Genomic DNA, 25652 nt, shown 5'->3' with positions numbered 1-25652 from the left:
AAGAGAAGTTATCTCTTCTGTAATTTCTGGCTGTCGCCTTCTTGTGGACAGATGTATAATCATGGAAGGTGCCTCGTCAATGCGAGTTTTTTAGCTTCAAATAGTCCATTACCTGGTCGTAAATCAAAGAGGTACCGGTTCAATTGGAAAAGGAGCGAAATTAACACATGATTTTATGGTTTAAAAATCTTCCTGCAACAGATATTGATTTTTCTTCATGGATTCCTTTCATTCGAAAGCCTTGGTTCCGAACACATTATATGAAGTTTGTATATTTGTTAATGATATGTATTGCATTAGCACCTGGCCTTGTTTTTGGCGATGATTTAATCTCACAATTGATCACGGCAACCAATCAAGTAAGCATTAGTACCAGGAGCAGTGTTGTATTTTATATAACATTAATCCTATTTAGTGCATGTATATTCGTGATACATGAGTTCTTTCACATTATAGTTATCTATAAGCTTGGTGATATAAGTTTGACTTTTAGCGGCATATTTTTTTGGCTTAATACAGATACTCCCCTATCTAAAAAGAGGTTTTGGTTATTCATGAGCCTTCCGCTTATGATGTTGTCTATAGTTCCAGCTTTTGCTTCAATAGGTATGAGCGGATTCATGAAATCACTCATGTTATATATTTGTTGGTTTAACATGGTCATATCATCTTCTGATATCATAAATTCTTTTTTAATTCTTATTAAACCTAAGAATAGTATATTTTGTAGAGGTTACTACCGTTTGCAGTAATATCTTAATGGTCTGCTTGAGACCGTTTGAAAGCGTGGCCGATTCACCAAACAACCGATTTACATGGGAAAATAGTCAAGCATGTGAATGAGCAGACCAGATGTACACTGCAGCCTAAGTGCTGCTTAGAATAGCTTGTAAAGCGAGGTGAAGCTGCATTGGAGTATGACTTCGGAATTGTCCCACCCATGGATATTCACGATAAAATTTTGAAATTAAGAGACAAGTATGACGGTCGACCCCACAAAGGGCTGACTTTTGCCTAAAGAGTTGATGCCTATGCCATTAAAGGAGGACTGTCGCGAACATGATCATACTAATCAGCGGGAATAGCTGCACAGGTAAGACCTATATGGCTCAACAATTGCTGGAGAGGTATCACGTTCCATATCTTTCGATCGACCATTTGAAAATGGGATTATACAGAGCGGATATGAACTGTGGCTTCACCCCCCTGGATTCAACAGAGTTTATCGGTGAAAAATTATGGCCGATCCTCAAGGGGATCATCAAGACGAACATCGAGAATAATCAGAATCTAATCATTGAGGGCTGCTACATCCTGCCTCACCATCTTCAGGATATCGAGCCATCCTACTCAGCGCACATTATACCAGTATTCTTGGGGTTCTCAACCACGTATATTCAGCAAAACTTCCAATCCAACATCATTCAACATCGAAATGCTATCGAAACTCGGATGTATCCTGAAGAAGGAACGGTTACAGATTATATACAGGAGCATGATGCTTTCCATGAAAAGTGTTTAGCTACTGCTGTCCCTTATTTTGAAATTAAAGAGAACTACGAAGAAGAGATTTCAAAAGTATATGACTACATCGAGGGTGAGAAGCAGAAAATCGAAAGTGGAAATCGATAAATAACAAGTCGTGAAATATAAAGGATGAGCCCTATTTAATAATATGGAGTAGCCTATGAAAAAACAATTATTACTTGTCCTTGCAGTAGTCCTATCCATGTTTTTATTATTTCATGTTAATCAATGGATGAAGAATGAATATGAAATATGGACAACCATTGTAAATCGGGAGTGGGATGCAAAAGGGACGGGTGTGTATTTTTATGAAGAAAATAATCAAAAGTATGGTCTCTATATGATATATGGAAGTGGACTTCCAGTCATTTCTACTCATAAATCCAAGGTCAGAATCATAAATGATCATGAGATTGAGATGGAGATTCCTGATCATCCCATGAATGTGCAGTCAACTGATCAAAAGCTACAAGTATCCAGATTAAAATGGAATCAGGGTAAGCTGACCATGGACGGGCTGACATTTGACGCTTCAGAGACTTCTGAGAAACATGAGGGGGTTTTAAATCTACGAGCGAAATAGTATCGCTGTAATCAAGGAAAGGAAGGAGTTATGGAATTATTCTTATATCATTATTATGATGCAGCAACCGGACCCTTTCGAAATTTATCCGCACTATCCATAGAAGAAGCGCAGCAAGTACAGAGAAGACTTCAACAAAATAAAAATATGTTTGCGAGTCAACGTGCAGATGATTATATCGTAATCCGACGTGAAGTAGAGTCGTGTGCAAGAGATCTATTCATAGCCAAGGGTGGCAGGGCGATGAATAAATATCCACATTACATGACACATGGCCCTTGTGAATGGATCAAGCAGTGGTATCAGAACGGGAGGGAAGTCAAGATTCCCCTCGATGATGTTGACCCCGAGACGATTAGTTTTACGTATGGTGACTTATTTCCTACAATGCGTTATAAAGACGACAAGCCTTACAGACGGAAGCTCTATTTAAAGAATGAAATCTTCCAGCTGGTGGACGAATTTGGTTGGCCGCAGGATTGGAATAAAAATGGAGATCAAGGACCAGAACGATATATAGGTGCAGGTATGGGACGATCGTGTGATTCGTCTTTTTTTGGAATTCTAGCTTTGAGAAACGGGAGGCGTTCTTATTGTTGATCTCACAGATGAATCCGGAGACATTAACGAGAGAACAGATCACAACGGTGGTGTTCGGAGCGGAAACGGAAGTGGATGATGGTACGCAGTTCGGAGATTGTATCTTTGTGTTTGGCGGAAAAAACCTGGACCGAGTATGGAAAGCGGTTGAATTATACAAAAGCGGACGCGCCCCCTATCTATTATTTACGGGTGGAGACCGGTTTGGCGAGTGGGAGCAACCCGAGGCGGTTATGATGCGGGATGAAGCAATAAAAATGGGAATTCCGGCAGAATCCATTTTTATTGAAATGATGTCCAATCATACGAAGGAAAACATTATGGCCTCCCTAACCGTACTTGATCGGGCATTGGGGTTAGAACGAATCCAGCGACTCTTGCTCGTTAGTGCACCTGGTCATATGCGCCGATGCCATCTGATGCTCAGGACCTTTATGCCTCCTTGGTATGAGTATGTGTGGTGCCCGGATCATCGTTCTCAAGGGAGGCGAGACAATTGGTGGACCAATCCTATCGAAGAGAAGCGGGTACTGAGTGAGCTTAACAAAGTGATTGGCGGGGTAAGGGGCCGATATTTTGTTGATGCGGATATTGAGATTTGAAAATTATCAGGATTTCGCTGAGTATATCCAGTCTTTAACCGTGACAAAGGGTTCGAACCTACTATATTGAAGCATGTTTGATAAATAAGCTGCTTCCTCGATAATTCGCATTTAAAGGTCTTCCATTCTCCAACGGAGAAGGCGGAATCATGCTGGAGAAGCGGAGCGGTCCCCTTTGCCCCCGGATTTCAACCTTGGAGAAGTACAATGAGAAATCTGGGGGCAACAGGGATCGGAAGCATGATCCGCATTCGTAGTGCTGCCTCACGAAGAGTTGAATTTTTATCACTTTTGCATACAATGAATTCAACAAGCACTGCGTTCCGACGAAGTATCCGAAGATTCCCTGCGATTCATGGAGGAAACATCCAAGGAATATTACGAGCACACTTCATGCCGTTATTTCTGGAAGGCCAGGAGCGGCGAAATCTATCCGAGAGATCCCGAAACATGACCCATGACTAAACTAACCATACAGCGGCCGTTCTCCTGAACACAATTCAAGGAGGACGGTTATTTTTATCTTACAAAATAGGGAAGCAACCCAGGCCTAGACCCCAGGCGCATCTTGCTTGGAAATCTTCTTGCATACACAAATTGATCCTTCCGGGCTATTGATAGTCATTAACATATAAAGTAAATTTTTAACATATAAATCAACTTACGAAATATGTAAATGAATCAAAATTGAGTAAGTGAATGGATCATCTGGTTTTAGAGAATGTAACAGAAGGATTCTATTTTATAAAGGAGGTGATGTTTGTCGTCTTATGCAAGATAGGGCTAACCTTAATTTTCAATTATTGAGGAGGGATTAATGGATGAAAAAGGGTTTATCCAGAGTGTTGGACAAATCGAGAATGATGATGTTGCCTTTATTGGTCGTCGTGTCTATGATTATGAACTTTTTTCCCCTTGAGGTTTCTGCAGCAGAACGGGGTGCTTGGGCACCCAATGTGTCTTATGCCGTAAACGATAACGTGACATACGATGGGAAAGCGTATAAAGCTATTCAATCTCATACCTCATTACCCGGGTGGGAACCGCCTAATGTTCCTGCATTGTGGCAGTTTGTTCAAGGTGGTGGAGGTAATGATACTGTAGCTCCGACAACTCCTACGAATGTAACTGTAAGCGCAGTCACCACTTCAAGTGTTACATTATCCTGGCAAGCATCTACGGACAATGTAGGCGTGACAGGATATGATGTATACCAAAGCACATCCCTTGCCATTTCTGTTACCGGTACGACAGCGACAATAACGGGTCTTTCACCGAAAACGACATATTCTTTTAAGGTCATTGCTAAGGATGCTGCCGGGAATCTTTCTCCTGCAAGTGCGACCGTGAATGCAACAACTTCAGAAGGACCAGGCGGAGGTCCCCAGCCGACGAAGCATATATTGACAGGGTACTGGCAGAACTTTATCAATGGTGCCAGCAAATTGAAAGTGAGAGATATACCGGATCAGTACGACATCATTGTTTTAGCGTTTGCCGAGATGGACCCTGCTAACCCTGGTGGTGTCACTTTCACTGTAGATTCTGCGCTATCCGCTGCTCTTGGTGGGTACACAAATGCTGAACTGATCGCGGATATTCAGGCTAAACGTGCTCAAGGCAAGAAGGTCATTATATCCGTTGGAGGGGAACAGGGAAACATTAACTTGAATAATCCTTCCCCGAATGTAGCGAATTTTGTGAACAGCATGTACGGAATCATCACTCAATTTGGACTTGATGGGATAGACATTGATCTGGAGCATGGCATGAATGTACCTAACTTAACCAATGCGATCCGTCAACTGAAGCTAAAAGTAGGAAATGATTTTGTTCTGACGATGGCTCCCCAAACGATAGACATGCAGAATCCAAACACCTCCTATATGCAGCTCTATAACAATCTAAAGGATATTACAACCGTAATTAACGTCCAATATTATAATTCTGGATGCATGCTAGGTCGTGACGGAAAATGCTATTCCCAAGGCACAGTTGATTTCCTGACGGCTCTTTCGGACTTAACGCTCCAGTGGGTATCACCTTCCCAATTGGGATTGGGAGTGCCTGCTACCTCTTCAGCAGCTGGAGGCGGATATGTTTCTCCAACGGTCGTAAATAATGCCCTGAATTGTCTAGCAACTGGAAACAGCTGTGGTAGTTATAAGCCCGTTGCTAAATACCCTGATATACGGGGAGCAATGACTTGGTCCATTAACTGGGATGCGACCACGAATTACACTCTTGCCAAAACAGTGAGACCATTCTTGAACACGCTGCCTTAACTTAAGGATACTGTACAATGAGTACAACGTGCGTACTGCTCCTTGTGCGCACGTTGCGTGGTCCGGAGCTGTGTGGATGGCTGTCGACCATTAAGTAGATTATAGTTATCAAAAAGGAAACCTCTCTTTGATATGTGGTGGTATAAAACCATCATTAACATGGAGAGGTTTCTGTTTGGTTTTTTTGCCGAAATTAGACGTTCGTGGTGCGCTCGTTTGTATGATTTTTCGAACAAAACTCGAGGCTTGCCGCCGGCGGTGTGTCTATTTTGTACGATTTTTGTACAAAAGGTGAGTATGAGTGTTAACGGTACGTTATGTATACGATTTGTCGTACAAAACATGAGATTGGTTGCTGACAGCAAGCCCAATTGTACGATATTTCGCACAAAAGCTGGAGCTGTCCGCCCACGGTATGCCCGTTTGTACGATATATCGTACAAATGCTGAGATTGGTTGCTTGCGGTATGCCCAATTGTACGATATTTCGTACAAAAGCTGGAGCTGTCCGCCCACGGCACGCCCGTTTGTACGATATTTCGCACAAATGCTGAGTCTGGTTGCTTGCGGTATGCCCAATTGTACGATATTTCGCACAAAAGCTGGACCTGTCCGCCCACGGCAAGCCCATTTGTACGATTTTTCGTTCAATATCCGAGACTGCCCTCTCTCGAGCTTCCTTTTAAACCGGCTCTAAATTCGTATACCAAGTTGAATCGGACGAGGAGTTTTTTAAGGAAGAAGATGAAGTAAGTCCAATAGAATAATTGGATAACTATAAGAAGTATTTTGATTAGCCTATATAACCATTATCATAAACATGGCTGTTACGGGAGGTGCATGCATGATCATATTAATCAGCGGGAATAGCTGTACAGATAAGACCTACATGGCTCAACCATTTTGTTGATGCGGATATTGCTATTAATTAGGTGCGATCATTTCCCATACGATCCTATAGAGAGAATGTCGATTCCTTCAAAAATAGTGAAGCAACATACGCCCAGGCTGAGGCCTGGGCGTTTCTTGTCTAAATACGACTGTAACGTACAATCTAAATGAGACTCAAGGCTCCCATATCACCGTCGGGTATGGGAGTTGGTCATAAGCACTGGCCCAGTAATAGGAGTCCGCCATAATGCGCCGCGGCAGGAAACCGATCTCGCCTCGGGATACGGGGATGAGCTCGGACTGCGATTGGAACACGCCTTCCGCATTTGTCACGGCATTAACATATTTGCCTGCCATATGGGTGAATCGTCCGCTGATCTTGGCTGTAACAGGCAGCCTGGTTTCCATATCAACCATCTGCATGGTTACTCTGGCGATACCTGCAGAATAGGTGATGGTCATCTGATCAATGACCATGGGTTTCATGGCGGACGGAACCGTTGTTGCTGAAGCGGCCGCGCTGGGAGCTCCTTCATTGCCGCTGATATCGACCGCCGTGATTTTATAATAATAGGTGGTGCTTGGCAGCAGCCCGGTGTCTTTGTAGGAAAGTCCTTTAGAGGTTCCGGCGTAAGTAGCGGGTCCGATCTCAAAGTCGGCTTCTGTCCCGCGGTAAATCCGATATGCATTCACGGCCGTGTTATCCATCGCCATATTGTAAGTTATATTGATGCGTTGAAAATCAAACGTGACCGCAGTTGTCCCACTAACCGTGCTTGGCGGTTCTTGGTCGGAAGGAGGCTGCCATGTGTAGCCGCCAGGTCCCCATTCGCTTGGAAAATCAACGATCGAGGAGTAATGATGGAGAGCAATGCCTCCAAACGCCGAATCGCTCAGAAAAGCGTCGTAAACTTTGTTTAACTCCTGCTCCATATAAGTTCGCCCTTCTTCATGGAAGCTGATGGTTTCGGGATCCCCGCCATCCGCGATGTCTTTTGTCTCGACTCCGATTACGACCGACTTCGGCTTGCCGATCGCATTTGCATAGGCTAGCTCATTTAGCGCTTGCGCGATAATGCCTGCGCTGCCATCGGCCTGATCGCGATAATTCATAATCGAGATATAATCGGCCGTGTCCTGGATATGCTCAGACAGCCATTTCGTCTTTCCGTTCCATGTAATATTGCTGGCGTCGGCCGAAGTGTCGTACCATCTTGGAATGGCTGCGCCGACTGACAAGGCGAGTCCCGATGCCTGCTTACGTTCCATCAGCAGCTGCAGCATATCCAGGTACTGAATCTGGACGGAAGGCTTTGCTGTTTTGAAATCCGGCAGGATATACGGTTCAGTATCCAAGTTCACGCCATCAAAACGTGCAGACTCGCCCGAGGCCAAATTGTAATTCAATATCTGCTCAAATTCCCTTACGGCATGAGTCTGATATCGACTATAGGCTCCGAAGTAAGGTGGAGTGGTACCACCGGCGATCAACGCTTGAACCCGAAAACCCTCGGCGTGTGCCCACTCGATGAATTGTTGGACCTTACTACGATGATCCTCCAGCATTTTGGTTCCGTCATATTGACCTACAGCCAAATAAAGGGTCGTAATCGGACGCTGATTAAAGGTTGAGGTATCCTTTGCCATGGACGAGAGGACAACGCGGGAGTTCGGATTCAGAACGAGAGGGTAGGAGGCATTTTCCCAGATCCAGATCGCACGATCTTGATCCGTCAGCGGTTCTGAGTTATAAGTGTTGCTGGTTACCGTTTCAGGGTTCGTAGCTGATGGATTGTATACTTCATCTATTACGTTAACGGGAGTTGGGTGGATGAGATCCGTATAAACGGCATCTGTAACCGTCGCGGGATTTTTACCTTGGTTCACCGGGGGCTGCCCCCCTGTTCTTGCATAGACCGTTAGGCTATAGCCTATATTGCCATAAGAATCGGTTGCTCTGGCTTCCAGGCTGTGTACCCGTAGCGGGGATTGACGCGAATCGAATGTATATTTATAGCCGTTTTTGGCATGGGGTACCTGCAGCCATTCTCCACCATCGATGCGGAGCTCAACAAGTGATATCGGATTTTTACCTGCTGCGGATATATTAATATCCATTTTGTTGCGCTGCAAAGTATACTCAATAGGGCTGGTAATCTCCACTTCTGGAGTATGAGCTGCGGGATTATCGATGTTCAGGTGAATCCAAGGAGACCAGATGCCGTAACGTGTAACCGCGTCATTTGCTTTCAGCACCATTTCGACTGAACCGTCCAATTGACTCGTGTCGAGCTTGTAGGACCAGGTCCCGCTGTCATCGCCATTGGGATCATCCATCTGAACATCCGTTACAAATTCTCCGTCTACGATGAGTTGAAGCTCATACACACCATTGTAGGTCCCGAATAACTCAGACACACCTGGGTGAAGCGTTTGCCCATCCTGATGGGAATCGATTGTAATTAACGCTGCTGCCTTGGCATGGGGGAGTGGAACCCAGATTGCAGAGATGAACACTGCCGCCAGAAACAAAAGCCCGCACCTACGTAAATGTGAAAGCATCATCGTAGTCACATCCTTGTCAGTTTGATGTAAACCTAATGGACTCTACGGCAGTTACAATGGCTTGCTTATCCTAAGAGTATATATTTGCGCAAATAGGAAGCGCTTACTTTTTAATATTACGAAAACAATCGATTAGAACCGATGTTAGGCGCGTGGCAGGTTATTATTTTGGAATTGGGGCATGTTCGTCTCCATATTGGATCAGTCGATGAATGGTGCCGCGTACGTCAACTCGTTCAAAATCACCATGTTCCTGGCTTATAAACATAGGCATACCGTGAACGGGCCGCATCATTAGATTTGGGGTGATTTTGGCATGACGCACTAATGAAAAATGATAACGCTGAAGAAGAACAGCAAGGACAATCTTAAGTTCTTGCATGGCGAAATGCCAGCCAATACACATATGGGGTCCTGCACTGAAAGGTAAGAATTCGAATGCAGATGGTTTAATCGTCTCCCAGCGCTGCGGCTTGAATTCATTCGGACTCTCGTAAAGCTGTGGAAGACGATGGGTAATGAATTGGCTGAAAAATATATTTGTCCCTTCTGGAAGAGCGAAGCCATCCAACTCGCAAGGGACGGCCGTAATACGGGTACCGATACTTGCTGGAGGAAGTAAACGCAAACTCTCTTTGACGACATAATCCAGTAGGGGGAGTCGGCCTAGTTTCTCATGTGTTGGAGGGCTTCCACCCAGCACGGCGTTTAATTCTTCCATCAAGTTTGCATATATATCCGGGTGCTGGATCAGTAGAAAAAATGCCCAAGTCAAAGCATTTGCCGTTGTTTCGTGACCAGCTGCATAGATTGAGAATGCATGCCCGACTAATTCCTCATCCGTTAATGTTGAGCCATCCTCATCATGTCCTCTAATCAGTGCGGCTAGCACATCCGTTGCATTAGTCTCTTGCCGCTTCTCATGAATCATGGACCGGATTTGTGTATTAAGCTGTTGTGCAATACGAAGAGAGCGATGATATGGAGTGAAAGGAAGATGAATGGGAGCGAGGGTGGTAAGCAAGAAAGACTTCGTAAACCGATTGATTAGCATCCCCATTGAGTCCATCATTTCAGTATTATGAACACCGAATAACGTCTTAAGGGCGATGCGCTGCGTTAACTTTTTCATTTCAGTGTTGATGTCAATTCGGGTACGTCCTCTCCATTCGTCTGCCAATTGTTCCGTTATGCATGTCATATCCTGGCCGTATTTTTCAATTTGACCATGCAGAAAGGCGGGCTGTATCAGGCGACGGTGCTGTTTGTGCTTTTCACCGCTCATCAATAGCAGATTATGATAGAATAAATCCCCCATTACGGTATCTTTGGGTATTTTAACAAGAGCCGTGCTCATCTCGAAAAAGTTTGGATTGGATAGGATTTGACGATTCAGTTCGGGTCCAAACGCAAAGACTGATGAAGGATTGTGGCTTTTCCCGAGGGCAGCGATCTTACCATACTTTTCATATAACTTGTGCTGAAATGCGAACGGACTGCGGAAGAAATGAAACATATTGATCCTCCAGCCAAGAGCGGAATCGGGTCCTGGTATACGGTTCATAATCACACTTCCTTTTTTATATTTTGTAATTAAATCATTCATATATTTCATAATATTGCTTTGGATAACAATGAGCAAGATATTTTTTGAAATATTTGAATTGCATTATTACAAAACATTCCGTATAGTTTTATCCGAGAGGTGAGTACATGAACGGTTATCAACTCCGCACAGTGAAGAAAAAAGAACAAATTATGAAGGCAACTTTCGATTTGATAAGCAAATATGGAGCTGAAAAGACAAGCATTGCAGAAATCTCCAAACACGCCCGCGTGTCCCCCGTCTCCATTTATAATTATTTTGGCAGCAAGGAAGAGCTTATCCGTCTGACGTTTATCGACTATATGAGTAATATCATGAACGAGTATGAGAAGCTGCTAGATAAGCCCATCCCTTTTCAGGAAAAATTGGAGTTGTTGCTGGGGGCACGAATGAATAGCGTGGATCAGATTAACGCCGATCTTATTCAAATCAGCAATGAACCGTCTGTTCAAGAGCATATCGAGGCATTTTACAAGGAGAGAACGATTCCCTTTTTTGTGAAATTGATTGAGCAAGGCAAGCAGGAGGGGGTTATTGATCCAGAAATTTCGATAGAAGCGGTTTTGTTTTATATTCAAGTGTTTAAGGAGGGGCTGGCACGACCGGGGTTCATGGCACAAGCGAGTCCTAGCATGCTTCGGGATATCGATCGTCTATTTTATTATGGTTTGATTGGGAGACCGGAGCATTCTGGGACAGAGAGAGCCTAATGAGTTGTTGATATAAGCGTTAAGGCGAGCCAACCTTTGGTGCAGATCAAAGGTTGTTTTGCTTTGTATACAACATCATAAGCTATATAGATTGAACTAATGAAAAGAAGAACCTCAACGGAGAAGGCGGAATTATTCTGGGAGAAGCGGTAGCGGTCGCCCGAAAGCTTTCCAAAGGAAAGCTTTCATCGGAAGCATATACTGCACCTGGATTTCAACCATTTTTAATGGGTTGATAGAAATCTGGGGGCAACAGCGATCGGAGGAATAATCCGTATTCGTAGTGATGCTCGGGCTGAGAATCTTTAGTTCAACTTATATAGCAACTTTTTTTGATCCGCATCTCCGTCTTGAGACCGAGGGCAACTCTGAACCTGAGACGGTGTGAACCTGTGCAGATCTTCTTTATGATGAAGCTAACGGAATTCCACTGGAGGATCGTGGAATGACATATTCAATTCATAAATAATGAGGTGTTTCAACTGCTGCGAAAATTATTTAAAACCGTCATGCAAAGCTCCTGGATGATATGGGAACGGATCTTCAGCTTCATTTCCAGGTTCCGCAGCTCGCATATCTCGCGCTTTGGCATATGCACGGTCATGATTAAGAAGCATCGAGGTGAGTGCATCGTCTGCGAGGACTCGACGGTTATTCAGAATGGAGATCTGGTAGGCGAGCTTCATTTGGATAATGAAACGATTCTGAAACTCATCCGATCGGAAGGGCCAGATCGTGCGGCTTTGAAAATAGCAAGACTTGCAAGAAAGTCCATGCTGCAGATTAGCCGTGCATATGAAGGCCAATCTGAGTTCAGCGAGGTCAGGGCATTGGTCGGGATTACACTGCTGCACCGTGGATTAACCCATGGCCTTGGTTTTGAGCATCAAGCGATGAAACCGGACCTGTTCCAAAAGCTGACCACGTCCTACCTGCGAATGCTGTTATCCGTGCTGCACCCGGATGGCAAGAACCGGATTGATCGAAGAACGGAATTACTTGTTCCAATGATGTTAATACATACACGCTCATCGCTGATGAAGCGATTTTCAATGGCGGATAAGCGGGCTGCACATGAAGAGGGGCATGCCCTCTTGGTATCAGCTGCGGTTGAAGCTTGAGTAAAAGAGGCATTGAGACGTACATAAGGTAATCCAGTTATAAACGGCTAAATGGGAGTTTAACAAGAAATGAGGAGAGCAACAGATGGAAGAATGGTATAAACTTGACCACGCCGGGAAGCTGTTTCCCGCGGTTGCGGGAAGGGAGAATTCATCAACCTACCGGTTGTCGCTGATGCTGACAAGTCACGTGAAGCCATCGGTTTTACAACAGGCGCTCGATAGCGTAATTAAGAGATTCCCTCTTTTGAACGTTGAGCTTAGAAATGGCCTGTTCTGGAAATTTCTGCGAGAAAAGGAGACGCGTTTGATGGTGGAACCGGAATCCTCCTATCCCTGTGCTCCTGCAGCCCTCTCGACGGAGAACGGAAGCTTAGTGAGAATTTTATATCATGGCAACAAGATCAGCGTGGAGATTTTCCATGCGCTAACAGACGGCGGCGGGGCTCTGGAGTTCCTCAAAACCTTGGTGTTCCAGTATTTATATCTACTCGGTGAGAACGTAGAGGACAAGGAAGGTCTGATTCTGCCGCCCGCATCATTTGCTCGTTATGCCGAAGCACAGGACAGCTTTCAAGCTCATTATACTTCGATCACGGCCGATTCCAGAATGCCGGAGGCCCTGCAAATTCCCGGTACCCGATTCTCTCCTTATGGACATAACGTTATCCACGGCATGATTCACGCCTCGCGCCTGAATGGGGCGGCCAAGCAGAAGGGAGTGACCCTCACCGCTTACCTGACAGCGATTTTGATCATGGCGGTTTATGAGACCACGCTGCCTTTCAACAACGAGAACCGACCGATCGTGATCAGCATGCCGGTGAACCTGCGAAAAATCTTCCCTTCCAGCAGCCTGCGCAACTTTTTTGCGGTCATCAACATTGGCGTACAGATGAAGGAAGGCATGTCATTGGATGATGTACAAGGCATCGTGCATGCACAGATGAAAGAGAAAACGACGAAGCCATATCTAAGCCAAGCGATGGCCAGCAGCATGAAATACGAGAAGAACCTGTTATCCCGATTCACGCCGCTGAAATTGAAGGATCTGGCGATTCGTTATGGATTCGACCATTACGGTGAAGAGGCCAAAACGCTAACGCTTACCAATCTGGGCCGAGTCGACATCCCTGCGAGTATGGCTGCGCATATCGAGTCGATGGAAACTACGATGTATCCTACGGCCAAGAGTCCAATGAACTGTGCCGTCAGTTCGATCAATGACCAGCTGACCATCACCTTTGCCAGGAATATCGTTGAGAGCGATGTGATCAGGCACTTTTTTCGTCAGCTTGCCAGCTTAAGCGGATTGGATATAAGAATCGTCAGCAACGATTGGGGGATGGGTGCATGAGATGTGAGAGCTGTGGGGTATCCGTAGAACCGGCGCACGCAGCATGTCCCTTATGCCGGAGAAATTTACATGGTAAGGGCGATGCACTACAGGTAGGCAATTCTTGGTACCCTGTCTATGAGGCTGTTGAGGAGCAGCGTGCGAGCAGTCTTTTATCCAAGTGGCTTACCTTCATTGCCGTGTCCGTCATCGGTTTATCCGTTCTTATCAATATTCTGGGGAATCACGAAGTATGGTGGAGTCTGTATCTCATGCCCTGCGTGCTCTATGCATGGCTGTTCATCAGACATACCTTGATGTCCAAGTCGCACCTTGGCGGCAAAATCGTTGTACAGCTGCTCGGGCTGTCCGGCATGCTGCTTTGGCTCAACGTTGCAGCGGGTACGAACTACTGGTCAACCGGCTACGTCATTCCGTTCCTGATGATGGCGGCAACCCTGCTGATTACCGTTATATGCTGCACCAGAAAAATGCGCTGGCGCGAGTTCGCAGGTTACTTGTTAACCCTGATCTTGCTTGGGTTTGTGCCCTTATTACTCTTTGCCATCGGCATGTCGCACGTATTATGGACAGCCGTTGCGGCGGCTGTATATGCCTTATTAACGTTTAGCGGGATGTGCCTGATTGCAGATAAGGGTTTTCGAAAGGATATGAAGCGCAGATTACATTTTTGACAGGAGGTAAACATCATGTGCTCCATGACGATTAGAAGAATGGCAGATTATGAACGAGACGTTCGCGAGGAAGTGGCGGAAGTGTTTGTCGATGGGTATTATAACGAATTGTCCTATTTCACCCAGGACCGAAGCACATTGAAGAAAGCCTTCCGGAGTCTCTTCAGTCCTGAGGTGTTTTATGTAGCGGAGGTCAAGGAAGTCATAATCGGGATTTTAGCCTGTTCTCATCATGGGCAGCGGGCCATGCCGGTCGAATTAGCTCCGCTTCAGGAGGCTTTTGGAGACAAGACAGGGGAACTTGCATATAACGTCATGAAAAACGAATTTAACCCGGCATTGCCCTATGATGACGAGACGGGTTATATCGAATGTGTGGCAACTACCACAAAAGCGCGCGGCAAAGGCGTTTCCACCGCTTTAATGAAGCATGTTATGGAAGAGCTGCCATACAAGCGTTATGTTCTGGAAGTGACCGACAGCAACCAGGTCGCGTTATCGTTATATCAGAAATTAGGGTTCCGGGAATTTGAACGCAGATCCGAGGATGACGCAGAGGAAAAAGGGTTCAGCGACCGTATTTATATGGAATGGAGAAAGCCGGATTTCGGACGATAATCATATAAAACGGAGATTCTCAAACGAATAGGATGGTATGGAGTTTAACAACCTCCGCTTTAGAACGGACTGAAGCGGGAGGTTTTTTTGTTGTTTTTTGAGCCTCTGCCATGATAATTTAGTATGTATTGCCAGATTTACGGCAAACTTCATAAGGAATCTATGCGTGACGAGTAACCGATTCAAAGTCAGATTGCGGGGTGACGCCATGTTTGAACTACTGATTACAATGACCGAACGGATTGGCATTATTGTGACGATTGCATTTATCGTAACCCGGTTGAGGTTCTTCCGGACAATGATAAGCCAGGACAAGCTGGGGTCTGTACAACAGATGCAAGCCATATTAGTCTTCGGTATTTTAGGTATTATCGGGACGTATACCGGGATTACGGTGAACACCGAATCACTTGAAGTTAACAAATGGATGATGCAGGTGTCCGGAGACGAAGCGATTGCGAATTCAAGGGTTGTCGGTGTGGTCATGGCTGGATTATTCGGAGGCTACAGAATCGGGCTCGGTGCAGGACTGATTGCCGGGCTTCACCGTTTTACATTAGGGGGATTCACGAGTTTGGCCTGTGGGCTCGCGACCATACTTGCTGGGCTTCTGGCCAGCTTGTTTCATAAGAAGAATGAGCAGGTTTCTTTCTCAGCTGCGCTTCTAATGGGGGCATTGGCAGAATCCCTTCAAATGCTGATCATTCTGCTTTTGTCCAGACCATTCGAACAGGCGATGACCTTGGTCGGCTACATTGGAGTTCCGATGATTGTAGCTAACGGGATCGGTTGCGCTTTGTTTCTGCTCATTATCCGATCCGTATTGAATGAAGAGGAGAAGGTAGCGGCTCAGCAGGCTCAAGCTTCTCTTCGTATTGCCCGGAGAACCATAGAGTACATGCGGCAGGGGATGAATGTGCAATCCGCGGAAGCGGTATGCCGGATTCTTTACGAGGAAGTCAACGCTAGTGCGATTGCGATTACGAATGATCGGATGATTCTGGCCCATGTTGGGACGGGAGATGATCATCACGCGGCGGGCCGTCCGCTGCAGACGGAAGTGACGCGTCGGGTAATTGAACAAGGGGAGCAGCTGATTGCGGATCGGGCGCATATTCAGTGCCAGGAGCCCGATTGTCCGCTGGGCGCGGCTATCATCGGACCTTTGAAACAGGGAGGTCAGACCGTGGGTACCCTCAAGTTCTATTTTCGAAGTCCGAAGGACATTACCCACGTTACAACAGAGTTGATGTCAGGTCTTACGATGCTGTTAAGCTACCAGCTGGAGGCCGCTCAATTGGAGGAAACCAAGGAACTTGCCAGGGAAGCTGAAATCAAGACGCTTCAAGCACAAATTCATCCGCACTTTTTGTTTAATGCATTAAACACCATCCTCTCCTTGACACGGATTGATGCCGAGAAGGCAAGAAAGCTGCTGCGGAGTCTCTCAGACTATATTCGTCAGAATTTGACCGCCGCAACCGCCGAGAAGGCCACGCTTCAGGATGAACTGCAGCATATACGTTCTTATATGAGCATTGAACAAACCAGATTCGAGGATAAGCTGCAAATTCAATATGAGGTAGAGGATTCTGCGTTGCAGGTGCTTGTGCCGCCGCTGACCTTGCAGCCGTTAATAGAGAACAGCATACGCCACGGTTTCAGGAACAAAACAGACCATTGTGTCATACACATCTGCATTCAGGGTGATCCGGCTAACGGTGTAATCGTTACGATCAAGGACAATGGAACGGGGATTCCGCCGGAACGGCTTCAGTTATTGGGTCGCCAAATGCTCGATTCTTCATCGGGTACGGGAATGGCTGTGTATAATGTGAACAGAAGATTAGCCTTGATGTATGGACCCCATGCATCATTAAACATCAATAGTGATGAAGCGGTCGGGACAGAAATCCAATTTCAGATTCCCACTGCCGTTAACGTAAAACTCCATTCATGAAGGCAGGTTTATGAAACATGATCGAACGCATTCGAACACTCATCGTGGATGATGAACGGTACAGCCGCGAAGAACTGATCTATTTATTGAAGCAGCATCCTACACTCGAGATCGTTGGGGAAGCGGATTCCGGTGAACAGGCGGTGTTAAAGACCATGCAGTTGAAGCCGGAAGCCGTATTTCTGGATATTGAAATGCCCTTAATGAACGGGCTTGAAACGGCAAGAGCCTTGAACGAGTTAAAGCTCCCTCCGAGAATCGTGTTTGCCACGGCGTATGCTCAATTCGGTGTTGAGGCATTCCGGTTTGAAGCATTGGACTATCTGTTAAAACCCATAGACGAAGATCGGCTGGCGGAGACGGTGAGGCGCCTTGAGCAATCGTTACGGAAGGAAGATTCTGCAGCAACCGGGTATTCAAAAGCTTCGGGGAAGCTGTCATTGGATGTGGAGGGGGAAATCAAGTTTATAGACCCGGATGATATTATTTATATCTCACGGGAGGATGCGTACTCCAAGATTGTCACAGCCGATAAGCAATATCATGTTAAAACGCCGCTCAAGGAGCTGGAAACGAAGCTTCGGCAGTATCCATTCTTCCGGATTCATAAAAGCTATGTGGTACATCTTGATTATGTAAAAAGCCTGGTTCCTTGGTTTAACGGCGCATTCCAGCTTGAGCTGAAGGGCTGCAGTGACAAACTAGCCGTAAGCCGAAATTATGCCAAGGCATTTCGAGAAGCTTTGGAGCTCTAGTAGTAAACGTGGATGTGATGAGGATGATGGAATGCTCATGAGTAGACGAGGGATTGATGAGAGCTTGATGAGAGAACCCCGTATCTATGCATAATAACCTTAAATTTGAACATCTTAATGCGTCTAGACGACATGTTATTTCAAAATCGCCCCATGACCTCGATAATTTCTTATAATCAATGTAAGCGATTTCAAGGAAAGGTGGCGAAGGCATGTATACCTTCATCATATCGATCATTCTGCTGGTTGTTGGATATTTCACCTATGGAAAATACATCGAAAAAATGTTCGGAGTTAAAGAAGAACGAGCCACGCCTGCTTATGTCAATCAGGACGGCGTCGATTATCTGCCCATGAGCTCGAACAAAAACTCGCTGATTCAGCTCCTCAATATAGCCGGTGTGGGACCCATTTTCGGACCCATTATGGGAGCGCTCTATGGGCCGGTTGCTTTTATCTGGATTGTGCTAGGGTGTATATTTGCCGGCGCTGTGCATGATTACTTGACGGGTATGATCTCCATCCGCAACCGCGGTGCCCATCTGCCGGAGCTTGCTGGCAAGTTTTTGGGTAAAGTGATGAAGCATGTTGTGAACGCTTTCGCGATTCTGCTGCTGGTCTTGGTAGGTACCGTCTTTGTGACCTCACCAGCCAGCCTGCTTCACAATCTGATGAACGGCAAGGTAAGCTTGTGGATCATCACCCTGTTTATTTTTGGCTATTACATTCTGGCTACGCTGCTGCCCATTGATAAAATCATTGGCCGCTTCTATCCGATATTCGGCGCACTGTTACTCATTGCATCTCTTGGTGTCGGCGGGATGCTGATTGTACAGCAGGTACCGATACCGGAATTGACCTTAGCCAATTTGCATCCGGATCATATGCCGATTTTCCCGCTATTGTTTCTGACGATTACGTGCGGTGCCTTATCCGGATTCCATGCTACCCAGACGCCGATTATTTCCCGGACTACTCAGACTGAGAAGCAGGGACGTAAAATCTTCTATGGAATGATGATTGCCGAGGGGATCATTGCCATGGTATGGGCCGCGGCGGCGATGAGTTTGTTCCAGGGTTCCAATGGCTTGAACGAGCTTCTTGCAACCGGCGGAACGGGTCTTGTTGTAAGTGAGGTTGCGAAGGTGACGCTAGGTGCCGTTATAGGCACGCTGGCTGTACTGGGAGTGATCGTGCTGCCGATTACCTCGGGGGATACCGCATTCCGGAGCGCGCGCATGATCATTGCGGATTATATCAAGCTGCCACAATTCAGCATGAAGCGGCGTCTTCTCATTGCCATTCCATTGTTTATCATTTCCATCGCCTTAACGCAGATTGATTTTAACATTCTCTGGAGATACTTCTCCTGGGCCAATCAGGCCACCGCGGTTATTGCTTTGTTTGTCAGTGCGATGTACCTGTTCATTGCCCGTAAAAATTACTGGGTGGCGCTGATTCCCGGTGCGTTTATGCTCTACACAACAACGGTCTACATTCTGAACGCGGAGATCGGATTCAGGCAGTCCATGAATGTTTCTTATATCGTGGGTGCTGTGATCAGTGTCATATTGGTCATCGTATTCTTTAAAGCGGCCCAAAAAGCGCGCGCAGCCGAAATGCCGCTTGAGGTCGATATCTCGGATTATCATAAAGTCGCATAATGAGATCATCGAGCGTGCATGTATAAATTGAAACCGTCTATGGAGATCATCCATGGGCGGTTTCTTATTTCTCAAGTAGATAGCCATGCAGCAGGACATGCCAACGTATATTTGTGTAAATAATCGACAGGCTGTCACTCATAAGATGAAGAAGTGAAGGGTTCATTACTAGGGATTGTGGGGAGGTGGCATGACTTGCTGTCGATGCTGCTCTTTATATTTGCCGTCGGTGCTGCAGTGGCCAGCGTGGACACCACTTGTGGGCTGAATGTGTTAGGCAGTCTGGAGGGCACGAAGGTCAGTAAATCCAAATATGCTCTGGTGTATATCGTGTCCTGTACTCTGGGCGGCGCTATAACGGGTCTGGCGATCGGGTTCATCAATTTTTTGCTGAAATTAACTTCTGTTGGTTTATATCAGAACTATATTATTGTTGTGCTGTTTGCCATACTTCTGGGCTTGGAGTTCATTCAGAAAACGGGGATTCTTCCATCCGGCAATTTCATTGTTCCCTCCGAATGGATCAAGCACGCAGGGTACCGCTCCGCGGCATTATGGGGGCAGATTCTGGGCTTGGGTTTCATCACATTGCAGGTGGGCGTCCTTTTTCACGCCTATATCCTGGTCTCCTTGTTCACTGCTCCATGGTGGCTGAGCCTGTTGGCAGGGGCAACGTTTGGAGTCGTTCGTGGTACGGTGTTCAGCCTCCCGCTGATCCGATCCATCGTGTACCGTATGCTTGAAAAAAGGGTGCGCAACCTCACGCTGCTCACGGCCGTGCGGCAAACGGTCTCCAAGCTGCTGATCATCGGTTCCATCATCTGGCTCATCAGCTACTGAAGAGAAAGGAGCTTACGGGTCCATGTACGATTTGCTCGCGATATCCGTTACGCTGCCCATGCTGTTGTCGGTGGCGAGCTTTGGCTGGAGCCGTGTATTCGGTGATCCGGATCTTTTTCCCGGAAGTGCCCGTCTGCATGGTCTGCTCATCCTCCTGCAAGTCCTGTCCGTTACCATGGTATATTGTTTTCCATCGCGGCTCAGCTTCCTGGGTATCTCTTTACTCTATTTCTTTCAGGGCTTGGGCGTCGCTTATTTCATCCGGAAAAAAGGAAGGGTGGACTGCGGCTGTCTCGGACCTCAGATCAACTCCAAGCTTGGCTTTCCACTGATTGGGTTCAATCTGGCGATGAGTCTCATGGGGTTGGCCTACAGCCATCCTGTCTGGTTTGCGCATAATAACTCTTTCGCTGTTACCGGCCTGCTTATAGAGGGAATGATGATACTGCTATCGCTGTTTATCATCATAGGGGTTCCGGATGCGCTGCATGCGATCCGAATATACCGCGAGATTGCCGCACCTTATGTTTCGAGAATAAAAAGGTTGTAAGGAGGCCGTGATGAATACGTTCTTCTGGATCTCATATACCGTGCTGTGGATTCTGGTCGTACCGTTGGTCATTCTGAATCTGGTCCTGTTCCGGCAGTTGGGGATTATGGTAATGGGTACCGCGAGAGGCGTGAATCAGTCCGGCATTCCGGTCGGCCAAAAAATACCCGGGGCCACAACGACAAACCTGCAGGGAGCCGAGTGGTCCACGAGCGAGCTGATTGGCACGCCTTCCCTCATGCTGTTCGGATCGCCGACGTGTAAGGAATGCGCCGATATTTTGCCGGATTTTAGGCGGATTGCCAAGATGAATAACGTAAAACCCGTTCTGTTGTTATTCTCATCCGTGGATTTAGCATCGGAGTATATCCGAAAAATAGCTTATGACGATGAGGTGCTGATCGTAAGTTCGGAGTTTGCGAATCATCTGGATGTGCAGGTCACCCCCTATGCCTATGCGGTGGATGTGAACGGTGTCATACGGCATAAGGGTTTGGTTAACAGCCGGGAACAACTTGAAGCGTACGCGAAAGCATCAAGGGCTTCTTAAGATGAGGTGAGAGTATGTGGCGGAAGCCGGAGAACAAGGACGAAGAGACGCAGGTGTTGATCAGTCGGGTGACCCGGAAGATGAATCGAAAGTCGCTATTGAATAAATTTGCGCAAAAAACGGCCGAGACGCTTGCCAAAGTATTGGTCCGGCCTGATGATGATATCGTCAAAATCTCGTTTGCTGCGGGGCCCTGCCGGCCTCCGCATGGACAATATTGTTCGGGCTGCGGCGCAGATGCCTCCTGTCCGTCCGATTATATCATTTGCACCCCCAAGACGGTGATTAGCGATTGCCGAGGTCTATGTCCTTATCCTTCTGGGTGGTGGTATACAAGTGATCCGGTGGGACAGCGGGCCAAGTGCCAGGACTGCATCTCGCAATACGTAAATCCTTACATCGGACGGGACTGGTGTTATCAGGGCGCCCAGGTCTATGGGCGGTATGTAATCTGTGCATGCAGATCAACGGAGCTGTATTGATAGAAGAAAATAGATATGTGATTTATGCAATTCATTGATGAAATCACATTGCAATCCATAGTGACAAAATTCATTTCGATGGTTTCGCACATCGTTCATACTTAGGTTCCAAACACTGTGAATGTCAGGAGGGAGCAGGTTGTCCAGATTCAGACGCGGAGATATGATCCTGTTTGCCTTGATTCTGATCCTTGGCACTTTTACGGGTCTGCAATGGTGGAAGCATAGCCATGTGGATTACCAGCAGGGACAACTGCAGGCCTTGATTACGGTGAATGGCAAAGAATACGAAACTGTCCCGCTGACCGGGGACGAACGTATCATTGACATTAAGACCAAGTTTGGACACAACACACTGAAAGTGTATGACTACGGGATCCAGATGATATATTCGGATGCCCCAAAGAGAATTGCACTGGATATGGGATTTATCTCGGAACCCTATCAGCAGATCATCTGCGTACCGACCAGAGTCGTGGTCGAGGTGTTAGTTCCCGAACATGAACAGCGTGAGACGGAACTGGATGCCGTGGTAGGCTAAGTTTTGGATACGAGAAGGATGACGATCATAAATTTTACAAAGAATCGGGGGTTATTGCCGGTTCTTTTCGTTATTTAGGACCATCGGCGTGATTGTAAGATAGCGTAACTTTTTAGCTGAAAGGACAGTTATAATTAGAGAGGAAATGGAGTCATATAACAACACATTTCCGAATAACAAGATCCGAAGGAGGCTGAACATGCTTTCCATTATAAAAGGGCCGTACCTGCAAAACCCGACCGAGCACACCATGATCGTGATGTGGGAAACGTCTCTCCCTGCAACTTCCAGGGTGGACGTCCTGCATGCCGAGAGAATACATAGCGGACATCAAGGGAACTACAAGCAGCCTGTTGACCTATTCGGTACTTTCGCTGATGAGTCTCCAACACGGATACACCAAATAACGGTGGAGGGTCTCGAGCCCGGAACCACTTATTATTACAGGATCTACTCCCAGCATGAATCAGATCAGATTGATTCGGGATTTTATATGTTCAAGACAGCAGCAGGACAAGGTGAGCCATTCTCTTTTACGGTGACCAGTGAAACCGGAGGTTATAGCGGGTTTGATTCGTCGGGAGGACGAATAAATCAGAGAATTTTTAGCCGGATGAAGCAGTATCGACCCGATATCGCCTTGTTTGTAGGTGATGTCGTCCATGACGGGAAGACCGCTGAGGATTGGGACAAGTATTTCTTTGGACCAGGACGAGATTTTTTTGTGGATACACCTATCTACAGTTGCCTGGGAAATCATGAGGACAACGCGTCATGGTATTACGACCTGTTTGCTTTTCCCGAACCGAAGAATTTCTACGCTTTTCATTACGGAGATGTTCATTTCATCTGCTTAGACAGCACGGATTTGATCAGAAAAGAAGATTATCCTCGCAGCTCCGGCGTGATGAGTCCAGGAAATGCGCAGTATGATTTCTTGGAACGCGAGCTATCAACAAGCAATCGCAGGTGGAAAATTGTATATTTTCACTACCCGCCATATGTTTCGGGCGGCTATCAAGTCGAGGATTTGCGACAGCTTTGCCCGGTATTTGAACGGTATGGCGTGGATCTGGTTATCAACTCGCATACGATTGTATATGAGCGAAGCCACCCCTTATCGCAAGGAACCGTGGATTATGACAACGGTATTGTTTACATCGTGGCAGGCGGCGCCGGAGCCATGCCGGGCTGGTTGCTGCCTAAAAGGGAATGGCATACTTCGCAGTCCTTGGCGGTGCCTCATTTTCTGCAAGTCGTCGTCACATCAGATCGCTTGGAAGTGCGCGCCATCGATGATGAAGGGCGATTGTTTGATACGCTGCGAATACAAAAAAGCGCTGAAGGCAAGAGGGAGTACTTATAGAAGAGATAGGGTTGAATGAAGGTCTCCAGTCCAAGCAGTAAGGTGGGGTGAAGATGGAAATGATCGGATGGATATTGATTGTAGGCTTTTTATTCGTTGTAGTATATTTGAGGGCGATCTGGAACGTATTGCTGGAAATTCGAAACGAATTAAGACAAGATAGCAACAGAGGGGCATGATGTGATGATGAACGAGAAAAAAGACTACTCCCACGTATACTGGATCGGAGGTTCCCCTTGTTCAGGCAAATCCACGATTGCCGAAATGATCACGAAAGAGTACGGCTACACCTATTATCAATGTGATCTGTTCAACGAGAAGCATGTGAACGCAAGCAATCCGTCTGAGCATCCTACCATGTTCCGATTGAAGGATATGACCTGGAATGCGTTGTGGTCACGACCTGTAGAGCAGCAGGTTCATGAAGAACTGGAGTTTTACCGCGAGGAATTTCGGATGATTGTGGATGATGTATCGGCCATGCCGGACACGAACCCCATCATTGTGGAGGGCGCAGCCCTTTTGCCGGAAAAAGTAGCAGAGCTGGTATCCAGCCCTCATCAGGCGATCTGGGTCGTGCCGGTACCGGATTTCCAGAAGGAGCATTATGCGAAGCGGGAATGGATCCATGATATTCTGAATCAATGCGATGATCCTGATACCGCATTTCAGAATTGGATGGGACGAGATATCGGCTTTGCGGCATATGTGGCCAAGGACGTTATGAATCGGGGATTCAAGATTATCTTCGTGGACGGAAGCAGAAGCATTCAGGAGAACTACGAAGAGGTTAAACGGCATTTTAATCTATGATAATAGCAGGGAATAACATGAAGAAAATCAGAATTGCCTTATTGGTTTTGTTCGTTCTTGTGCTTCTGTCTCCCTTTGTGTACGTGCAGGCGAACAAAATGATCTACGCTAAGAAGGTGAATGCCTACCTGCTTGAGGAAGAACGTTACAGCAAGGATGAAATACAGTCAGTAAAAGGCGTCTGGGGCGTTAAGCTGCCTGCTTTTTATGTCGTCGTGGTGTTCAATGACGAGCCTGATGTCGAATATATTTATTTTGCACATGATACGATTATGCAGTTCGAATACCGATTGACGCCAGAGGGGAAAGCCCGTGGAATTACCCGATCAAAGCTAAGACATTATATCCCAAGGGACTAATATGGTATGATCTGATTTCAGTTTAAGCTGTTCAAGGGGGAGTTTTGCATGTCTATTACACTACAAACTTCGCGTCTGCAATTGAAGACCATGGATCGGGATCGGGCAGCGAATGTGGTGGATTTTATAGTCAAGAACGATGACTATTGGAAGGTATGGGAGCCCGCTAGAGAAGCTGAGTTCTATTCCATCGATAAGCAGGCGGAGATTCTGGCTGCGGAGAGTCGAAGCATAGCTGACGGATCTCTGTTTAAAGTGTGGCTGCATCAAGATGATGAAATCATCGGTTCGATTGCGATCAGCAATATCGTTCGAGGCGTCTTTCAATCGGCACATGTGGGATACAAGCTTTCACAGGCTCATACGGGGAAAGGGTATATGACCGAGGCGCTAAGGGCCGTGGTCGCCTATTGTTTTGATACGTTGGAGTTGCACCGGCTGGAAGCTAACATTATGCCAAGAAACAAAGCTTCGTTGAATGTAGTGAGACGCCTAGGCTTTTACGAAGAAGGACTGGCGATTAAATACCTGAAGATTAACGGCGTCTGGGAAGATCACCTACATATGGTTATCCGCAATGAACGCTTGGAGTAAACGCATGGAAACGAGAGGTATATACTTCAGTGATTTTTA

26 protein-coding genes are annotated in these 25652 nt (G+C 46.5%); 24 read left to right on the top strand and 2 right to left on the bottom strand.

Annotated features, from left to right (window positions below; translation table 11 throughout):
• Nucleotides 1–167: 167 nt before the first annotated feature.
• The 6 genes from ABEW73_RS08100 to ABEW73_RS08075 all read left to right on the top strand — a co-directional run bounded on the left by ABEW73_RS08100 (nt 168) and on the right by ABEW73_RS08075 (nt 5597).
• Entirely contained in the window at nt 168–752 is a 585-nt protein-coding gene (locus tag ABEW73_RS08100; RefSeq protein ID WP_430163971.1) for a DUF3267 domain-containing protein, read from the top strand.
• 307 nt (nt 753–1059) lie between these two features.
• Nucleotides 1060–1632, top strand: a complete 573-nt coding sequence (locus ABEW73_RS08095; RefSeq protein WP_430163968.1) for an AAA family ATPase — start codon at nt 1060–1062, stop codon at nt 1630–1632.
• Between the two features lie 55 nt (nt 1633–1687).
• Nucleotides 1688–2110, top strand: coding sequence for a hypothetical protein (locus ABEW73_RS08090; RefSeq protein WP_430163965.1), 423 nt, complete (start codon nt 1688–1690; stop codon nt 2108–2110).
• Between the two features lie 30 nt (nt 2111–2140).
• Nucleotides 2141–2710, top strand: coding sequence for a hypothetical protein (locus ABEW73_RS08085; protein ID WP_430163962.1), 570 nt, complete (start codon nt 2141–2143; stop codon nt 2708–2710).
• Nucleotides 2704–3312, top strand: coding sequence for a YdcF family protein (locus ABEW73_RS08080; protein WP_430163959.1), 609 nt, complete (start codon nt 2704–2706; stop codon nt 3310–3312). Before ABEW73_RS08085 ends, ABEW73_RS08080 begins: the two co-directional genes overlap by 7 nt.
• Nucleotides 3313–4133: 821 nt before the next feature.
• Nucleotides 4134–5597, top strand: a complete 1464-nt coding sequence (locus tag ABEW73_RS08075; protein ID WP_430163957.1) for a chitinase — start codon at nt 4134–4136, stop codon at nt 5595–5597.
• Between the two features lie 1065 nt (nt 5598–6662).
• Here the strand turns inward: ABEW73_RS08075 and ABEW73_RS08070 are convergent.
• On the bottom strand, nt 6663–9053 hold the full coding sequence (locus tag ABEW73_RS08070) for a fibronectin type III domain-containing protein (protein WP_430163952.1): 2391 nt from the start codon (nt 9051–9053) through the stop codon (nt 6663–6665).
• A gap of 163 nt (nt 9054–9216) precedes the next feature.
• A complete protein-coding gene (locus tag ABEW73_RS08065) occupies nt 9217–10668 on the bottom strand; it encodes a cytochrome P450 (RefSeq protein ID WP_430163950.1) in 1452 nt (483 codons plus the stop codon).
• A 98-nt stretch (nt 10669–10766) separates the two neighbouring features.
• Between ABEW73_RS08065 and ABEW73_RS08060 the strand changes: the two genes are divergently transcribed.
• From ABEW73_RS08060 to ABEW73_RS07975, 18 genes are all read left to right on the top strand, one after another.
• Entirely contained in the window at nt 10767–11369 is a 603-nt protein-coding gene (locus ABEW73_RS08060) for a TetR/AcrR family transcriptional regulator (RefSeq protein ID WP_430163948.1), read from the top strand.
• A 509-nt stretch (nt 11370–11878) separates the two neighbouring features.
• On the top strand, nt 11879–12490 hold the full coding sequence (locus tag ABEW73_RS08055; protein WP_430164964.1) for a YkoP family protein: 612 nt from the start codon (nt 11879–11881) through the stop codon (nt 12488–12490).
• Between the two features lie 85 nt (nt 12491–12575).
• A complete protein-coding gene (locus ABEW73_RS08050) occupies nt 12576–13847 on the top strand; it encodes an alcohol acetyltransferase (RefSeq protein WP_430163945.1) in 1272 nt (423 codons plus the stop codon).
• Nucleotides 13844–14521, top strand: coding sequence for a DUF6320 domain-containing protein (locus ABEW73_RS08045; protein ID WP_430163943.1), 678 nt, complete (start codon nt 13844–13846; stop codon nt 14519–14521). The genes ABEW73_RS08050 and ABEW73_RS08045 overlap by 4 nt, the downstream gene beginning before the upstream one ends.
• Before the next feature lie 15 nt (nt 14522–14536).
• A complete protein-coding gene (locus ABEW73_RS08040; protein WP_430163940.1) occupies nt 14537–15139 on the top strand; it encodes a GNAT family N-acetyltransferase in 603 nt (200 codons plus the stop codon).
• Nucleotides 15140–15347: 208 nt separating this feature from the next.
• On the top strand, nt 15348–17099 hold the full coding sequence (locus ABEW73_RS08035; RefSeq protein ID WP_430163937.1) for a LytS/YhcK type 5TM receptor domain-containing protein: 1752 nt from the start codon (nt 15348–15350) through the stop codon (nt 17097–17099).
• Between the two features lie 17 nt (nt 17100–17116).
• Nucleotides 17117–17854: a LytR/AlgR family response regulator transcription factor gene (locus ABEW73_RS08030; protein ID WP_430163934.1), complete on the top strand. Its 738-nt coding sequence runs from the start codon at nt 17117–17119 to the stop codon at nt 17852–17854.
• Nucleotides 17855–18066: 212 nt separating this feature from the next.
• Nucleotides 18067–19518 carry a carbon starvation CstA family protein gene (locus ABEW73_RS08025; RefSeq protein ID WP_430163932.1) on the top strand — a complete coding sequence of 484 codons (1452 nt, stop codon included), beginning with the start codon at nt 18067–18069 and terminating at the stop codon, nt 19516–19518.
• A gap of 204 nt (nt 19519–19722) precedes the next feature.
• Nucleotides 19723–20358, top strand: coding sequence for a hypothetical protein (locus ABEW73_RS08020; RefSeq protein WP_430164961.1), 636 nt, complete (start codon nt 19723–19725; stop codon nt 20356–20358).
• 22 nt (nt 20359–20380) lie between these two features.
• Nucleotides 20381–20908, top strand: coding sequence for a MauE/DoxX family redox-associated membrane protein (locus ABEW73_RS08015; RefSeq protein WP_430163929.1), 528 nt, complete (start codon nt 20381–20383; stop codon nt 20906–20908).
• A 10-nt stretch (nt 20909–20918) separates the two neighbouring features.
• Nucleotides 20919–21458 carry a methylamine dehydrogenase gene (locus ABEW73_RS08010; protein WP_430163926.1) on the top strand — a complete coding sequence of 180 codons (540 nt, stop codon included), beginning with the start codon at nt 20919–20921 and terminating at the stop codon, nt 21456–21458.
• 14 nt (nt 21459–21472) lie between these two features.
• On the top strand, nt 21473–21940 hold the full coding sequence (locus tag ABEW73_RS08005; protein WP_430163922.1) for a hypothetical protein: 468 nt from the start codon (nt 21473–21475) through the stop codon (nt 21938–21940).
• Between the two features lie 139 nt (nt 21941–22079).
• The gene (locus ABEW73_RS08000) at nt 22080–22481 is read left to right on the top strand and encodes a NusG domain II-containing protein (RefSeq protein WP_430163919.1); all 402 of its coding nucleotides are present in this window, start codon (nt 22080–22082) and stop codon (nt 22479–22481) included.
• A gap of 199 nt (nt 22482–22680) precedes the next feature.
• Nucleotides 22681–23847 (top strand): metallophosphoesterase, encoded by a 1167-nt coding sequence (locus tag ABEW73_RS07995; protein WP_430163916.1) that lies wholly within the window; start codon nt 22681–22683, stop codon nt 23845–23847.
• Between the two features lie 53 nt (nt 23848–23900).
• Entirely contained in the window at nt 23901–24026 is a 126-nt protein-coding gene (locus ABEW73_RS07990) for a hypothetical protein (protein ID WP_430163914.1), read from the top strand.
• A gap of 4 nt (nt 24027–24030) precedes the next feature.
• Nucleotides 24031–24660: a hypothetical protein gene (locus ABEW73_RS07985; protein WP_430163912.1), complete on the top strand. Its 630-nt coding sequence runs from the start codon at nt 24031–24033 to the stop codon at nt 24658–24660.
• Nucleotides 24661–24677: 17 nt separating this feature from the next.
• The gene (locus tag ABEW73_RS07980; protein ID WP_430163909.1) at nt 24678–25019 is read left to right on the top strand and encodes a DUF3139 domain-containing protein; all 342 of its coding nucleotides are present in this window, start codon (nt 24678–24680) and stop codon (nt 25017–25019) included.
• Nucleotides 25020–25067: 48 nt separating this feature from the next.
• Nucleotides 25068–25613: a GNAT family N-acetyltransferase gene (locus tag ABEW73_RS07975; RefSeq protein WP_430163907.1), complete on the top strand. Its 546-nt coding sequence runs from the start codon at nt 25068–25070 to the stop codon at nt 25611–25613.
• Nucleotides 25614–25652: the final 39 nt, after the last annotated feature.

The organism is Paenibacillus lautus, assembly GCF_050482385.1.
Taxonomy (GTDB): domain Bacteria; phylum Bacillota; class Bacilli; order Paenibacillales; family Paenibacillaceae; genus Paenibacillus_AQ; species Paenibacillus_AQ lautus_B.
This window is presented reverse-complemented; position numbering and strand designations above follow the sequence as displayed.

Coding starts and splice junctions, on each gene's coding strand:
- ABEW73_RS08100 (WP_430163971.1), top strand. CDS start 168: ATGATTTTATGGTTTAAAAATCTTCCTGCAACAGATATTGATTTTTCT.
- ABEW73_RS08095 (WP_430163968.1), top strand. CDS start 1,060: ATGATCATACTAATCAGCGGGAATAGCTGCACAGGTAAGACCTATATG.
- ABEW73_RS08090 (WP_430163965.1), top strand. CDS start 1,688: ATGAAAAAACAATTATTACTTGTCCTTGCAGTAGTCCTATCCATGTTT.
- ABEW73_RS08085 (WP_430163962.1), top strand. CDS start 2,141: ATGGAATTATTCTTATATCATTATTATGATGCAGCAACCGGACCCTTT.
- ABEW73_RS08075 (WP_430163957.1), top strand. CDS start 4,134: ATGAAAAAGGGTTTATCCAGAGTGTTGGACAAATCGAGAATGATGATG.
- ABEW73_RS08070 (WP_430163952.1), bottom strand. CDS start 9,053: ATGATGCTTTCACATTTACGTAGGTGCGGGCTTTTGTTTCTGGCGGCA.
- ABEW73_RS08065 (WP_430163950.1), bottom strand. CDS start 10,668: ATGAAATATATGAATGATTTAATTACAAAATATAAAAAAGGAAGTGTG.
- ABEW73_RS08060 (WP_430163948.1), top strand. CDS start 10,767: ATGAACGGTTATCAACTCCGCACAGTGAAGAAAAAAGAACAAATTATG.
- ABEW73_RS08055 (WP_430164964.1), top strand. CDS start 11,879: ATGCAAAGCTCCTGGATGATATGGGAACGGATCTTCAGCTTCATTTCC.
- ABEW73_RS08050 (WP_430163945.1), top strand. CDS start 12,576: ATGGAAGAATGGTATAAACTTGACCACGCCGGGAAGCTGTTTCCCGCG.
- ABEW73_RS08045 (WP_430163943.1), top strand. CDS start 13,844: ATGAGATGTGAGAGCTGTGGGGTATCCGTAGAACCGGCGCACGCAGCA.
- ABEW73_RS08040 (WP_430163940.1), top strand. CDS start 14,537: ATGTGCTCCATGACGATTAGAAGAATGGCAGATTATGAACGAGACGTT.
- ABEW73_RS08035 (WP_430163937.1), top strand. CDS start 15,348: ATGTTTGAACTACTGATTACAATGACCGAACGGATTGGCATTATTGTG.
- ABEW73_RS08030 (WP_430163934.1), top strand. CDS start 17,117: ATGATCGAACGCATTCGAACACTCATCGTGGATGATGAACGGTACAGC.
- ABEW73_RS08025 (WP_430163932.1), top strand. CDS start 18,067: ATGTATACCTTCATCATATCGATCATTCTGCTGGTTGTTGGATATTTC.
- ABEW73_RS08020 (WP_430164961.1), top strand. CDS start 19,723: ATGCTGCTCTTTATATTTGCCGTCGGTGCTGCAGTGGCCAGCGTGGAC.
- ABEW73_RS08015 (WP_430163929.1), top strand. CDS start 20,381: ATGTACGATTTGCTCGCGATATCCGTTACGCTGCCCATGCTGTTGTCG.
- ABEW73_RS08010 (WP_430163926.1), top strand. CDS start 20,919: ATGAATACGTTCTTCTGGATCTCATATACCGTGCTGTGGATTCTGGTC.
- ABEW73_RS08005 (WP_430163922.1), top strand. CDS start 21,473: ATGTGGCGGAAGCCGGAGAACAAGGACGAAGAGACGCAGGTGTTGATC.
- ABEW73_RS07995 (WP_430163916.1), top strand. CDS start 22,681: ATGCTTTCCATTATAAAAGGGCCGTACCTGCAAAACCCGACCGAGCAC.
- ABEW73_RS07990 (WP_430163914.1), top strand. CDS start 23,901: ATGGAAATGATCGGATGGATATTGATTGTAGGCTTTTTATTCGTTGTA.
- ABEW73_RS07985 (WP_430163912.1), top strand. CDS start 24,031: ATGATGAACGAGAAAAAAGACTACTCCCACGTATACTGGATCGGAGGT.
- ABEW73_RS07980 (WP_430163909.1), top strand. CDS start 24,678: ATGAAGAAAATCAGAATTGCCTTATTGGTTTTGTTCGTTCTTGTGCTT.
- ABEW73_RS07975 (WP_430163907.1), top strand. CDS start 25,068: ATGTCTATTACACTACAAACTTCGCGTCTGCAATTGAAGACCATGGAT.